The organism is Halomonas sp. Ps84H-12 (assembly GCF_024124725.1).
In the GTDB taxonomy this organism is placed as follows: Bacteria; Pseudomonadota; Gammaproteobacteria; order Pseudomonadales; family Halomonadaceae; genus Vreelandella; species Vreelandella aquamarina.
On record NZ_JAMXSJ010000051.1, the window covers coordinates 1 to 13,468 of the forward strand.

Below are 13,468 nucleotides of genomic sequence, written 5' to 3' on the forward strand. Positions count from 1 at the left end.
AATTCAGTGGCACTCTGATCAGCGATGGTTATGCCGCATATGCCCGCTATGCCGCGGCCCAGAAAGGCATTACTCATGCTCAATGCTGGGTGCATAGTCGCCGTTGCTTCGTTGAGGCCCAAAAGGATCATCCTGAGAAGGCCACCGAAGCCCTGCAACAGATCGCGAAGCTGTACCAGATTGAAGATACCATTAAGGAAAAGGAGCTCACCGGCGAGAAGAAGCGCCAATACCGGCTGGACCATGCGAAGCCGGTCGTCAGCGGCTTCTTCCAATGGTGCCGGGATCAGTTGGGGCAAGGCGGCCTGTTACCCAGTGAACCGTTAACCAAAGCCCTGAATTACGTGCTCGGCCGGGAAACGAGCCTGACGGTGTTCCTGGAAGATCCGGACGTACAACCCGATACCAATCACCTGGAACGGGCCCTACGGCCCATCCCCATGGGCAAGAAAAACTGGATGTTCTGCTGGACCGAACTAGGCGCGGAACACTTGGGCATCATCCAGAGCCTGATCAGCACCTGCAAGCTGCACGATATTACCCCCTACACCTACCTGGTGGACGTGCTGCAACGCATCAGCCAGCATCCGGCCAGTGACGTCAGCGACCTGACGCCTCGTCTCTGGAAAACTCGGTTCGCCGAGAACCCGTTGCGGGCGCTGATCGACCCACGCCACCCTGATCGACAGAGCAAACAGCCGGAGGCCACCGTTCATGCGCATTGAGGACATGAGCATCGACCAGTTGCTGGAATTGAATCAATACGTCTGCCGGCGCATCGACGAACTGAGGGATCAGGAAAATCTGCAGGCACTGAGTCAGTTGCGGGTGGGCCTGAAAGTAACCTTCGAGGGCCGGGAAGGCCCGGTGCTGGGGATCGTCACCAAGATCAACCGCAAGAGTGTGATTGTTCTGGCCGAGGACGGCCCCAAACAGTACAAGGTCTCGCCGGAGTTATTAAGGCCTCTGCGTGACGTGAAGTAGGTCAACTACGTCGTGGAATGAACGCTTACCGTGGATAAGCTGTATAAAGCTCGGAATGAGCTCTTCCATGAAGCGATGTGGACAGGATCGACAATTGGATTTGGCTCTGCGAACCAGGACGCATTCTATTTACCTCATCATCATTCGCGTCTCAATTCACGCCTGATATGCGGATAGTGGGCTATCATAATGACTATTTGGAATCAGGCTGGTGGAAAATGGGCACATTTTCGTTTGGATTGCGGCATGAAAGCTAACAAATCGCTGCACCTGACTTCTGACCCGGCGTCGATTTTTTCTCCCGCAATAACCGGCGTCGCCTCAAACGCAGGTGAGCTCAGGCGTTATGCAGCTTGAGTAAGGGCTGTGAATACAGCCCAAGAGTTTGCAATTAGTTCTTACAACCGTTTTTGTTGCAAGTGATAGCGCTATGGGTGTTGGTCCAGTGAGATGGGTGTTCAGTGGTGTTAATTCCGCAACCAGTTTTTCCACCTTTCTGCCCTTGGTGGACGATGCTCTCACCGCTCGGGGGGGAATGTCTTACAGCCATAGTCTTGTTCCTTTTGTTGGCTTAATTTAACCATTGGCCAATGAGACCAGAATTAGCAATAGCAAGGTAATCTACCTATGTCAAAGAAATTGCTGGTTAAACCATCTGGAAGGGAGAAATCGCAGAACAATGTAATTATGTACGCCACAGCAATCTGCGGCCGAATCTTCATTACGGCGCTTTGCGCCTCCACTCCAACCGCATATTGCGGCCGTTATGACACTAAAGACCGCTTTTTGCCGTGAATGACCAGAGTTGGAGCACCAAACGAGGTGGCTGCAAATTTGACATGTAGGCATCTCCGATGCAATTCAACCAGTAACTAGGGCGTGGTCATGGTTACTTTGGAATATGCATCAGCCCTCCGAGTATTCATTCCCGATACGTAAGATCGGTTTCCCAGCTTTTAGAACTTTGTTCAATCGCAAGTTTCAACATGTCGACATCCCCTGCCTGAAAGGCGGCATAAATCGCCTTGTGATCGTTGAGAGCTGTTTTCGGTAAATTCTGCATCGATGTCTCAAGGGCAGCCTCAATCAGCTCCAGCAGCGTCTTACCGACTCGAATCGTCATTGGATTATGGGTGGCATGCAGGATGGCTCGATGAAAGCTGACATCGTGATGGGATGTCTGTTCGGCGTTGGCAATAGCTGCTTCCATATCGTCAATTGCCTTTTGAATTCGCCGATGGTCCTCTTCGGTAGCGTTAGCCATCGCTTGTAGCGTGTAGGCGGGTTCAAACATCTTCCGGAATTCGAGCACATCACGGGTCATGCCCCGAGCCAGAATCATGCCGAAGGCCATGGGATCGACCAGTGGCTCGCCGGGTTCGCGTCGTATGATCGTGCCCTGGCCACGGCGTACCTCTACGATACCGATTGCCTGAAGCATTTTGATGGCCTCGCGCACGCTCGACTTACCGATGCCCAGGCTCTGTGTTAATTCGGTTTCGGACGGTAGATAGTCTCCAGGCTTAAGGTCGCCGCGTATGAGGGCGGATTTGATACGTTCCAGTATCTGAAATGCTATTGAGCTGCGTTGGATAGAACCACCGAAGTGTTCCGCTCGTTCTGCCGTTTCGGCCGGGTTTGAAAGGGGTTTCATGCCTGGGTCTCTTGCTGTCGTTGGCAAAATAGAGCATGGGTCGCTGGCGTGCTGAGCCCGGTCGTTTGTTGCATGCCATCACCTTCGAAATTGAGGTGTTTGGCATTCGACACTTGCATCTATGCGTAATCTAAGTCTAGCATGACCTAAGACAGCAGACATCTGATGTCCTATCTCTAAGCAGTATACAGGCTAAAGCAAAGTACTCTAGATGGCCTGTGTTAACGCTTTTATGGCGTGAAGACTAAATCGGGGTATCCATGACGAAACAGCGCGTCATTGTGTTAACTACTGGTGGCACAATCGCAAGTACACCCAGCAAAAATGGCCTCAATGTATCTGGAGCCATGTCAGGCGAGTCGCTGCTGGATCGTGTGCCTTTGTCGGCAAGACGAGACTTTCACGTCGAGGTTCGCTCGGTACTCCAAAAGCCCAGCAATGCCATCAGCTTGGATGACCTGATCCAGTTCAGCCGCCATTGCCAGGCTTTGGAACAGGATCCGGACGTGATCGGTATCGTTATTACGCATGGTACAGACACACTCGAAGAGACGGCTCACTTCCTAGATATCACCTTGTCGCTTCAGTCTTGTGCCCTAGTCATGACCGGCTCGCAACGTGCCCCACATGAGGAGGGTACCGACGCTTTTCGAAACCTCGCCAATGCCATCACCGTTGCGGCAGAGCCTTGTGTAAGAGGTATTGGTGTCTCGGTCGTTTTTAACGAATCACTGTACGCCGCACGAAGTGTCCGAAAGCTAAATACCTACAAGGTTAATGGCTTCGGCGCGCCGGGCTCTGGTGCGCTGGGGTATGTCGATGGCCAGCGGGTTCACCTGGCTCAGGTTCCACGACGCGCAGCGCCACTTCCCCTTGGTGATAGTCTGCCACGTATCGACATCATTCCCAGCTATCTAGATGCCAGTCCTCGGCTCATCGAGGCTGCTGTGGCCAGCGGCGCACAGGGGCTAGTAGTGGAAGGTCTTGGCAGGGGGCATGTGCCGCCGATGTGGATCGATTCCATCACCGAGGCGACCCGTGGGGGGATTCCGGTTGCTGTGGTATCAGGCTGCCAAGAAGGGCCGGTCAACACGAGTTACGAGTTCCAGGGTAGCCTGGCCAGTCTCCAGGCCCATGGTGTTGTATCTGTGCGTGATCTGAGTGCCCGCAAGGCACGGTTGACCCTAGCCGTCTTACTCTCGACCGATAGCGCGGAGGGCATTGCCTTTCGATTCGAACAAGCGATGTCATGACCCTGTCGAGACAAGTAGACGGGGCACTAAATGCCAAGCCAGCGCTTGGCTCCACAACGAAAGATAGGTGCAACCAATGAACAATAAGTTGACTAAGGTATCACTGGTGGCTGCGATCGCAGCGGTGTCATTCGGGATTAGCCAGGCGCAGGCGGCGGACTTTAATTTCACCTTCGCCCATGTACTGATCGAGGACACCCCTAACGGGCAGGCGGCGCTGCGCTTCAAGGAGGAGGTCGAAGAAAAGTCGGATGGCCGTATCAGTATTGAGGTTCTTCCAGCCGCGCAGGTTGGTGGCGATGTCGAAATCATCGAGCAGATCCAGATGGGGCTGGTCGATATCGGCATCCCGCCCACAGCTACCCTAGGTAATTTTGAGCCGCGTATGCAGATCCTGGACCTACCGTTCCTGTTGCCGGACTACGACACCATGGTCGAGGTGCTTGATGGTGACGTGGGGCGTGAGATCCTAGATACCCTCGATGACGATAACATGTACGGCGTGAACTTCTGGGGAGCTGGTTTCCGACATATCACCAACAATGTTCGACCGATCGAAACCCCGGAAGATTTGGATGAGATTCGCATGCGGACAATGCAGGCGCCGATCATCATCTCGACCTATGAAAACTTAGGTGCCAATGCGACTGCCATGGCCTTCACCGAGGTGTACAACGGGCTGCAGCAAGGTGTCGTCGAGGGGCAGGAAAACCCGCTGGCTAACATCTACACCATGCGCTTCTACGAGGTTCAGGATTACTTGTCTCTCACTAACCACGCCTATCACGCCTATGCGGCAGTTATGAATAGCGACTCTTGGAACTCGCTCCCTGATGATCTGAAGGAGGTGATGATTGAGGCTTTCGATAATGGCCGTGAGGCGTCGCGAGAGCTCACACTTCAAGATGAGGAGCGAATTCTTCAAGAAATTGAAAGCGAGATTGCGATCAACGAGATCACTGACGAAGCCCGGGAAGACTTCATTGAGGCGAGCATGCCGGTGCATGAAGAGTACGAGGAGATCGTGACAAAGGATCTTCTGCATAAAGTCTACGACGTCGTGGGCATCGAGTACTAATCTATGTTCGAAGCGCTCAATAAACTCATTGATCGCTTGGAAAAGGTGGCGATGGTCGCTTTCATGTCAATTGCGACCATCATCACCACGTTCCAAGTCGTCTACCGCTACGGCTTCAACAGTTCACTCTCCTGGGCAGAAGAAGTCGTAATCTATTCCATCGTCTGCATGAGCTTCGTTGGTGCCAGCATGGGGGTCCGTCATGGTGTCCACATTTCGGTAGACGTGCTGAATGCCTTTGCGCCACCTGCCGTGAATCGATGGCTTCACATCCTCACGGCCGTTCTGGGCATCGCATTCGCCATTGCCCTGGCCTACCTGGGGTTCCGACTTTTCTTCAGCACACTTGATCGTGGGATGTTGTCCCCCGCGATGCGCATGCCTATGGCCTGGGTGTACTTTCCTATCGGCTTGTCAGGTGTACTGCTGATTATCCGCTATTGCTGGGTCATCCACGAAGTCTGGCACAAGCCACCTGTCACGATGGCCGAAGAGCTCGCTGCCGAAAAAGACAAGCTAGTGTGATGGTTTACTCCCCATCGCGACTACCTGAGGAAAGCTTATGATTACGGCATTGTTGCCCATTTTCTTTGCTGTATTGCTGCTGGGGCTGCCCATCTTCGCGGCACTAGCCTTTTCGGTAATACTCGCCATCCAATTCTTTGGCAATACCGATCCCGTGATTGTGCCGATGCGCATGTTCTCGGGGATGAATAACTTTTCGCTAATGGCGATTCCTTTTTTCATCTTAGCCGCAGAATTAATGCGTATTGGCGGCCTGTCAGAGCGCCTAATCGATCTCGCAAAGGCCTTAGTCGGCTGGGTGCCAGGAGGGTTGGCGGCGGCGACTGTTCTGTCCTGTCTTTTCTTCGGATCTATCTCAGGATCGAGTCCGGCCACGGTGGTGGCCATCGGGAGTATCATGTTTCCGGCATTAGTGGCAGCGGGATACGACAAGCGCTTTGCCATTGGGGTAATCGCCACGGCGGGAACGCTAGGGCCTATTGTACCGCCGAGCATTGCTTTGATCATCTATGGATCGGTCACCGGGACATCGGTGGGGCGCCTCTTCGCTGCTGGACTATTGCCCGCTATCCTGATTGCTTCTCTCCTCATTGCGTATTGCATCGTTTACGCCTCTTTTAAGGGCTACGGTCGCAGTACCTTCCCGTCACTGCGTGAGATCGGGTCTGCTTTAAAGGCGGCGGCTTGGGGGCTGGGATTACCGTTCATACTGCTCGGCGGGATTTACAGTGGTGTCTTCACACCTACAGAGTCTGCGGCCGTAGCCTGCATGTACGGTTTGTTCGTCGGAATGGTGGTCTATCGGAAGATTGACCTGAAGAATCTGCTGTCGACCCTGAGTAGTGCGGGGCTGATGTCGGCGTCTTTATTGCTGATCACCGCGGGGGCATCGGCCTTCTCTTGGTTGCTGGCGATTACCGGGGCACCGACACAGCTAGCGGGTGAGGTGCTCTCATGGACGGACGATCCCATCCAAGTCATGGCACTGTTCAACGTCGTCATGATTGTTGCTGGTTTCTTCCTCGATAGTGCTTCGGCGATCATCGTGTTGTCGCCATTATTGCAACCTATCGCCGCACAGGTGGGGGTCGACTCCACCCACTTCGGCGTGATCACGCTGATCAATTTCTCGGTTGGTATGATAACGCCGCCGGTTGGCCTCAATCTCTTCGTGGCGATGGCCATCTCGCGGATGACATTACCCGAGGTATTTAAGGCGTGTCTGCCGTTGATCGGCTTGATGTTGTTGTCCTTGGTAATCATTACTTACGTACCTTGGTTCAGTACCTACCTACCAGAGTTGATCTACCGCTAAGGTGACCACATGACCGAGATAGCGCAGTTATATGACACGCTGGACGGCGAACACCTCTGGGATGACATCTTGGCACTGTCAACCATCGGGGCGCTTGAGCCCAAAGGTATTCGACGCTTGGCGCTTGATGACCAGGATAACCATGCTCGCCTGTGGCTTGCCAAGCAGGGTTGGGCGTTGGGCTGCCAGGTGAGCTTCGATGCTCTGGGCAATCTGTTTCTACGTCGCGAAGGTCAGGATGACTCCCTGGCGCCGCTGTTGATCGGAAGCCACATGGACAGTCAGCCGCTGGCCGGCGCGCATGACGGAGCGCTTGGTGTGTTGGCGGGCTTGGCCGTGCTCAGGACCTTGCAGGATCAGGGTATTGAGCACCGGCGTCCGATTGAGATCGTGTCCTGGACGAACGAGGAGGGGGCGCGCTTTGCCCCAGGCGCTTCGGGGTCATCATGGTTTGCCGGACAGCGTACATATGAGGATATCGTTGCGGCCGTGGATAGTGAGGGCGTGCGATTCGGTGAGGCTCTTCAGGCGTGCCTGACCCTGCTGGAGGACAACGGACTCATGTATCGCCCGGCCCCCTTTGTCCCCCACGCTTTCATCGAACTTCACATCGAGCAAGGGCCGGTGCTGGAACAGCTGGGTAAACCCGTGGGGGTCGTCAGCGGGATTCAAGGGGTCAACTGGTATCGCATCGATGTCGAGGGTGTGGCCAATCATGCCGGTACCACGCCGCAACATGCCCGTCGTGATGCCTTCGATGGTGCCCATGAGCTGGTGTCTGCACTTAAGGTGGCGACACGGGAACAGGATGATGACCTGCGCTTCACTATCGGCAAGTTTGCTGTATGGCCCGATGCCGTCAACACCATCGCCCAACGTGCCACTTTCAGCATCGATTTGCGTCATCCCGATCAACAGGTATTGGATGCGCTCGATGATGAGTTCCATGCCTTGGCCGAGCGGCATTGGAGTGGCTGTGAGGTCAAGCTCAAGGTGACCTCCCGGGTGGCACCAGTGGCTTTTCCCGACCATCTTTTGGCCCTGCTTCGCGAAAGCGCCGGCAGTGTATGTGCTGAGGCTCCCGAATTTGTCTCCGGCGCTTTCCATGATGCCATCCATCTGGCACATGTCTGCCCGACAGCCATGCTATTTACACCCTGTCGAGCGGGTATCAGTCATCATCCCGATGAGCATATCGAGCGTCAGGATGCCGAGGTTGCTGTGCGTGCCCTGGCCCATGCTGCCGCACAACTACTTTAATAAGGAATGCTTCTTATGACCCAGACCGTAGAAGCGGCTGTGGCCGCCCAAGGTCTAATCCTCCCAGCCATCCCGCGTCCTCGTGGCACCTTCCTGCCCTGGTCTCGAATGGGCAATCAGTTGTTTCTGGCTGGCCAGATATGCGAGCGAGACGGAGAGGTCCTCTATCCAGGAAAGGTGGGAGCAGAGTTCGATCTGGAGAGCGGAAAGCTGGCCGCTCAGGCTTGCGCGCTCAATCTGCTGGCCTCGCTCAGTGAGGCAGTTGATGGGGACATGAGCCGGATCGTGCGCTGTGTGCGCATGAACGGATTCGTCAATGTTGCGCCCGACTTCCATGATGTCCCGCTAGTGATCAACGGGGCTTCGGAACTCTTCATCGCTCTATTTGGAAATAACGGGAAGCACGCTCGCACGGCGATCGGTGTCGCCACGCTGCCCGGAAATGCTGCCGTCGAAGTCGAATCGATCTTCGAGGTTCGCGACTAATCCAAGGAGGCACACCATGACCGATTCACCTCTGAACCGTCCACTGCGCGAGCAGCACGCTGGGCTTCGTAGCGGCAAGCTCACGGCCACCGCCCTAGTTGAGGCCTCGCTGGATGCCTATCGAGCCCGCGGCCAGCAGGATCATGCCTATCTGACATGGAACGGTGAGTCCGCTAGAGAGACGGCCCGAGCCACTGATGCCGTACTTGCTAGTGGCGGCGACACCGGGCCCCTGATGGGCGTCCTAGTGTCGATCAAGGACATCTATGCGGTACCGGGGCTTCCGACTTATGCCGGTTCCGCCCGACGACTGCCACGGCACTGGGAATCGCCTGGCCCTGTGATTTCAGCGCTCTTGAGCCAACTACCAAGCGTGATGGGCAAGACCCACACCGTAGAGTTTGCATTCGGTGGTCTTGGCACGAATGCCCATTGGGGAGCACCTCGCAATCCCTGGGATCAGGTACACCACCGAACTCCAGGCGGGTCCAGTGCCGGTGCAGGAGTATCGCTGATTGGCGGGACGGCCAGTCTGGCGTTGGGTACGGACACGGCAGGCTCGGTTCGTGTCCCAGCCTCAATGACTGGTGTGGCGGGACTCAAGACAACGGTCGGTCGCTGGTCGACATCCCAGATCGTACCGCTGTCCGCCACATTAGATACGCCGGGTCTGCTAGCCAACTGTGTTGACGATTTGGCCTTTGCCTTCGATGCGTTGGATGGTTCCCTGACGACACGGCCCAGTAGTGTACCCGCGTCCCCCGAACTTGCTGATCTGACCTTCGGTGTACCAGAGGCCTATTTCTGGGAGGACTGCAGCCCTGGGATCGCCGAGTCTGTTCAGGCTGCCATTCGTCAGCTGGAAGCGGCGGGGGCCCGGATCGTGACCCTAGATTTGCCTCGCACGGATGAGGTGTTCACGTTGTTCCAGCAGGGCGGGCTAGCAGCGGTCGAATTGGCTGCTTTCCTCAAGACTCAGCTACCGGAGGCTATCGAGAGCCTAGACCCCAACGTGGCGGCGCGGGTCAAGGCGGCAGACGACATCCCCGGCTGGGAGTATGTCCGGCGCTGTGATGTGCTTAGGTCACTGTCTGCAAGCGCTGCGGATTGCTTGAAGCGCGTCGACGCCTTGTTGACCCCAACCGTTACGCTGACGCCACCGACCCTGGAGAGTCTCGATCCGGACGGAGCCTATCCCCGGGCAAACATGCAGGCCCTGCGCAATACAGTAGTGGGGAACTTCATGGGGCTTTGTGGGCTGACATTGCCGGTGGGGAAGGATGCTGCCGGTATGCCAGTGGGTTTGCAGGTACTAGCTGGTCCCTGGCAGGACGCGCGGCTGTTGGCCATTGGTCAGGCTATCGAGGATCGGTTGGGTAATGGCCGGGCCATTCTCGGTACCCCTCCGCTCCAGTGAGCTCGTAGAGATACGGTTTGGCCCGCTAACTCCCCATTGAATAGAGAGAACATGCATGATCGAGCGCGGCGAGGATACGATTGACAGCTTCCAGGCCCGGGTTGCCCGAGGTGAATGTGATGAGCTTAGCTGGTGGCATACTTGCCAAGCAGAGATTCAGGCGCGCGATACGGATATCCGAGCCTGGGAATGTCTTATGCCGTCGACGTCGGCTGAGGTCATGTCGGGCCCTGGACAGTTATTGCGCGGCGTACCGGTAGGCATCAAAGACATCATCGATACTGCAGAGATGCCAACCACATGGGGAACGGAGGGCTATCTCGTCTCGCCGGGCGCCGTCATGGATGCGGCTGTGGTCACCTTGCTTAGGCACCAGGGGGCTCTGCCGCTCGGCAAGACCGTATCCACGGAGTTTGCTTACTTCACACCTGGCAAAACGAGAAATCCCTTGGATATCTCCCGTACACCGGGAGGCTCCTCCAGTGGCTCGGCCGCTGCAGTGGCGGCCGGCATGGTGCCCCTTGCCTTGGGGACACAGACGGCCGGAAGCATTATTCGGCCAGCGAGTTACTGCGGTGTATTCGGCTTCAAGCCTACTCTCAACACGGTGTCCTTTTCGGGGATCAAGGCCTTTGCTCCCTCGATGGATACGCTGGGCTGGTTTGCTCGACATATGGACGATATTTGTACTGCTTTCACGGCCTTGACACGTTCTGACCCCATCAAGGCACTGCCTGATCTTAGGGGCATCCGCGTCGGGCTCCGCAACTTGCCGGGTGAGGGGCCGCTTGATTACGATGTCGTACGGGCCCTGTCCCTTACCGTAAAACAACTGGAGCAGGCCGGTGCCAGCGTTTTCACACTGCCCTTAGATGCTCGTTACGATGAGCTGATTGAGCATCACAAGGTTGTTTTAGCTTATGAAGCGGCGCAGACGTTGGCCAGTGAATTTCACCATCATGGCGAAGAGATGGGAGTTAAGCTGGTTGAGTTGATCGAGCAAGGAACAGCGACATCCTATATTGACTATCGTGCATCCTTACTGGCAGCCGAGCAGTGTAGACAGGCGCTGTCTAGGGTGTTTGCGGATAAGGCCGACGTAATCCTGGCGGCGAGTGCCCCAGGTGTAGCGCCAGAAGGGCTGCATGCTACCGGCGACCCAATCTATTGTCGAGCCTGGACGCTGCTCGGGGTGCCGTGTCTCAACTTACCGCTGCACACGGGACAAGCGGGGTTGCCGGTTGGCGTGCAGTTAATCGCCGACCGCTGGCAGGATCAGCGTCTGTTATCGATCGCGAAAACGCTCTTGGCGACAGTGATGTAAGGGTTAAAAGCTACTCTGGTCATATATTTGGGGTTTGTGGGGATTGACTGAGCGGTCAATTTGAGTGTTTGTATAAGGTTTCATCTAAAAATGCGTTATTATATCAGATGAACCTAATTGACTGCTTTTGGCCGAGGCTGTGTGAAAACCTAAAAATCAGTTAACGGTGACAGTGTTCAGTCGTATTAGCACGACTAGCGGCCAGCAGTGCGCTTCAGAATGCCTTCATTTACTATTTCTGCATCTCAAGCTGTTCGAGATAATGTCTAAGAAACACCTGCTAAAGAGCGTTAACGGCTTCTATATGCTTGGTCGACCAGGATCAGCTACCCTATGCTCGCATCGCCTGGATAAAACCCTTGGAACCGAGGATATTCATGACGCGTTTCATGTTGTAGGCAAGCACATGAAGACTCATTTCCGTTCCGACGTTCTTAAGCCCTTTGGTTAAAAAGTGTGTCGCACCCATCCACGCTTTCAACGTGCCAAAGGGATGTTCAACCGTTTGACGACGGGTGCGCATTATATCCGGCGTCTGATCCAGACGTGATGTTACCGCCTCCAGTACCTCTTCGTGTTCCCAGCGTCTGATGCGCCGATAGATACCCGTGGTGCACTGCGACTTCATTAAGCAACTCGGACAGGCCGAACTCCAATAGCAATGTAGCGTCTGGCCTTTTTCGACGTTCTTGAAGCGCCAAATCAGGCGCTCCCTTGCAGGACAGCGATATTCGTTACGCTCCTTCACGTATTGGAACGCTTCCCTGGGAAACATGCCTTTGGCCTGATTCGGCGAGGTTTTGGGTTTAGGGAGATACGTCGTAATACCGGCCTCATGACACGCAAGAATTTCATTACCTGTAAAATAACCGCGATCAGCTACAACGTGGAGATCACTGACGCCGCTAGCATCGCGTGCTTGCTTGGCCATCCGATAAAGCTGACGCCGGTCACTGCCGACATTAGTGACTTCATGGGCAACAATCAGATGATGCTGGCTATCGACAGCCGTCTGAACGTTGTAGCCCACGATTCCCGTTCCTCGCGTCGTCATGGAGCGAGCATCTGAGTCCGTCAACGAGATTTGCTGATCAGAGGCCTCGGTCCTTTGAGTTTCAATGGATTGCAGTTGCTGAACTTCTTCTGTGAGGGAGGCGATCTTTTCCTTCAATACTGTCGTCTGCGCTTCTGTGACAACGGTGGAGCCTTGATCCATTGCGTCGAGTTGGCGTAAATAGCGCTCAATACTCTTATCTATTTCTTCTGCGCGGCGTTTCATTTTGGCCAAGGTAAAGTTGCGGTCTCGATTGTTAACTGCCTTAAATTTACTGCCATCGATTGCCATGACCGACTGTGAAAAAAGCCCTAGACGCCGGCATATAACGACAAAGTCTCGACAGGTGGCTTGGATCGCTTTGCCATTGTGCTTGCGGAAATCGGCAATCGTTTTGAAGTCCGGCGCGAGGCGCTCCGTTAGCCACATGAGTTCAACATTACGCTGCGCCTCACGTTCCAACCGTCGGCTGGATTGCACGCGATTGAGGTAACCGTAAAGATAGATTTTTACAGGCACATCTCATTTGGCACTGCGTGGCAGGTCATTTGAATGCACCGCTGGTTGCCGACTATCGGCGATGGCACCTAGCTTGTGATCATGAGGTCAATGCATTGTTACTGGAACTCGGCATTTCTTTTCCAGATGATGCTCTTCTATTTCCTGTATGCGTAGGACGCAGCGCCATGGATGTCTATCGTTGGCTGGCAGGCCATCCTAATATTTCTGTAGAGGTGTGTATAGATATACACCCAGCCGCTCTATGGCATGATTTGCCTAACACCTCTATCGAGCAAAGAACCATTAATTTGTGGCGCAGCGTGCAAATCTTTTAGCTAAAGATCCAGGTACATTACCAGCCAGGGTTGCGAAATTTTGTGAGGCGCGCTGAATTCAAAATTTTAATAGAGAGCGCTAATTTTGGCGTGTCCATGCCTGAGCGCAGCGACACTTTGCGTTATTTCATGGGTAGAAAATACTATGGGCGTAGAGGAGTTAAGCTCAGTTCTTGTGTATGGAGGGCAGTAGAGAGGGTGGCGTATCCTGTTGATTGATCTCGCCAGATCACAACCAACATAGGACGGATACGCCATGAGCAATTCTACTCTCCAAGCCGT

Annotated in this window: 12 protein-coding genes and 1 pseudogene; 11 read left to right on the plus strand and 2 right to left on the minus strand. The window is 54.7% G+C overall.

Features of this window, described 5'->3' with window-relative positions; genetic code table 11:
- The coding region (locus NH344_RS16855) for an IS66 family transposase (protein ID WP_253028182.1) at positions 1 to 725 on the plus strand (725 nt) is incomplete at its 5' end.
- Positions 715 to 984 carry a hypothetical protein gene (locus NH344_RS16860; protein WP_054641827.1) on the plus strand — a complete coding sequence of 90 codons (270 nt, stop codon included), beginning with the start codon at positions 715 to 717 and terminating at the stop codon, positions 982 to 984. The genes NH344_RS16855 and NH344_RS16860, both read left to right, overlap by 11 nt.
- Before the next feature lie 922 nt (positions 985 to 1,906).
- Here NH344_RS16860 and NH344_RS16865 read toward each other — a convergent pair.
- Positions 1,907 to 2,638, minus strand: coding sequence for a FadR/GntR family transcriptional regulator (locus tag NH344_RS16865; protein WP_253028183.1), 732 nt, complete (start codon positions 2,636 to 2,638; stop codon positions 1,907 to 1,909).
- A 260-nt stretch (positions 2,639 to 2,898) separates the two neighbouring features.
- On the opposite strand from NH344_RS16865, the gene NH344_RS16870 reads away from it, so the two are divergent.
- The 8 genes from NH344_RS16870 to NH344_RS16905 all read left to right on the plus strand — a co-directional run bounded on the left by NH344_RS16870 (position 2,899) and on the right by NH344_RS16905 (position 11,296).
- Entirely contained in the window at positions 2,899 to 3,891 is a 993-nt protein-coding gene (locus NH344_RS16870) for an asparaginase (RefSeq protein WP_074211345.1), read from the plus strand.
- Positions 3,892 to 3,967: 76 nt separating this feature from the next.
- On the plus strand, positions 3,968 to 4,969 hold the full coding sequence (locus NH344_RS16875) for a TRAP transporter substrate-binding protein (protein WP_074211346.1): 1,002 nt from the start codon (positions 3,968 to 3,970) through the stop codon (positions 4,967 to 4,969).
- Positions 4,970 to 4,972: 3 nt separating this feature from the next.
- Positions 4,973 to 5,494 (plus strand): TRAP transporter small permease, encoded by a 522-nt coding sequence (locus NH344_RS16880; protein WP_074211347.1) that lies wholly within the window; start codon positions 4,973 to 4,975, stop codon positions 5,492 to 5,494.
- Between the two features lie 37 nt (positions 5,495 to 5,531).
- Positions 5,532 to 6,809 carry a TRAP transporter large permease gene (locus NH344_RS16885; RefSeq protein WP_074211348.1) on the plus strand — a complete coding sequence of 426 codons (1,278 nt, stop codon included), beginning with the start codon at positions 5,532 to 5,534 and terminating at the stop codon, positions 6,807 to 6,809.
- Positions 6,810 to 6,818: 9 nt separating this feature from the next.
- Positions 6,819 to 8,069 (plus strand): M20 family metallo-hydrolase, encoded by a 1,251-nt coding sequence (locus tag NH344_RS16890; RefSeq protein WP_074211349.1) that lies wholly within the window; start codon positions 6,819 to 6,821, stop codon positions 8,067 to 8,069.
- Between the two features lie 15 nt (positions 8,070 to 8,084).
- Positions 8,085 to 8,555: a RidA family protein gene (locus NH344_RS16895; RefSeq protein ID WP_074211350.1), complete on the plus strand. Its 471-nt coding sequence runs from the start codon at positions 8,085 to 8,087 to the stop codon at positions 8,553 to 8,555.
- Between the two features lie 16 nt (positions 8,556 to 8,571).
- The gene (locus tag NH344_RS16900; protein WP_253028184.1) at positions 8,572 to 9,972 is read left to right on the plus strand and encodes an amidase; all 1,401 of its coding nucleotides are present in this window, start codon (positions 8,572 to 8,574) and stop codon (positions 9,970 to 9,972) included.
- A 55-nt stretch (positions 9,973 to 10,027) separates the two neighbouring features.
- Positions 10,028 to 11,296: an amidase gene (locus NH344_RS16905; RefSeq protein ID WP_074211352.1), complete on the plus strand. Its 1,269-nt coding sequence runs from the start codon at positions 10,028 to 10,030 to the stop codon at positions 11,294 to 11,296.
- Positions 11,297 to 11,627: 331 nt separating this feature from the next.
- Here the strand turns inward: NH344_RS16905 and NH344_RS16910 are convergent.
- A pseudogene (locus NH344_RS16910) lies at positions 11,628 to 12,863 on the minus strand (IS1182 family transposase); the annotation flags it as partial.
- Positions 12,864 to 12,898: 35 nt separating this feature from the next.
- Here NH344_RS16910 and NH344_RS16915 point away from each other — a divergent pair.
- Complete coding sequence (locus NH344_RS16915; protein WP_244891599.1) at positions 12,899 to 13,186, plus strand: hypothetical protein; 288 nt, start codon at positions 12,899 to 12,901, stop codon at positions 13,184 to 13,186.
- Positions 13,187 to 13,468 lie beyond the last annotated feature (282 nt).

Excerpts from the sequence above, each read along its gene's own strand:
- NH344_RS16875 (WP_074211346.1), top strand. The coding sequence starts at position 3,968 with ATGAACAATAAGTTGACTAAGGTATCACTGGTGGCTGCGATCGCAGCG.
- NH344_RS16885 (WP_074211348.1), top strand. The coding sequence starts at position 5,532 with ATGATTACGGCATTGTTGCCCATTTTCTTTGCTGTATTGCTGCTGGGG.
- NH344_RS16900 (WP_253028184.1), top strand. The coding sequence starts at position 8,572 with ATGACCGATTCACCTCTGAACCGTCCACTGCGCGAGCAGCACGCTGGG.
- NH344_RS16905 (WP_074211352.1), top strand. The coding sequence starts at position 10,028 with ATGATCGAGCGCGGCGAGGATACGATTGACAGCTTCCAGGCCCGGGTT.
- NH344_RS16860 (WP_054641827.1), top strand. The coding sequence starts at position 715 with ATGCGCATTGAGGACATGAGCATCGACCAGTTGCTGGAATTGAATCAA.
- NH344_RS16895 (WP_074211350.1), top strand. The coding sequence starts at position 8,085 with ATGACCCAGACCGTAGAAGCGGCTGTGGCCGCCCAAGGTCTAATCCTC.
- NH344_RS16880 (WP_074211347.1), top strand. The coding sequence starts at position 4,973 with ATGTTCGAAGCGCTCAATAAACTCATTGATCGCTTGGAAAAGGTGGCG.
- NH344_RS16865 (WP_253028183.1), bottom strand. The coding sequence starts at position 2,638 with ATGAAACCCCTTTCAAACCCGGCCGAAACGGCAGAACGAGCGGAACAC.
- NH344_RS16870 (WP_074211345.1), top strand. The coding sequence starts at position 2,899 with ATGACGAAACAGCGCGTCATTGTGTTAACTACTGGTGGCACAATCGCA.
- NH344_RS16890 (WP_074211349.1), top strand. The coding sequence starts at position 6,819 with ATGACCGAGATAGCGCAGTTATATGACACGCTGGACGGCGAACACCTC.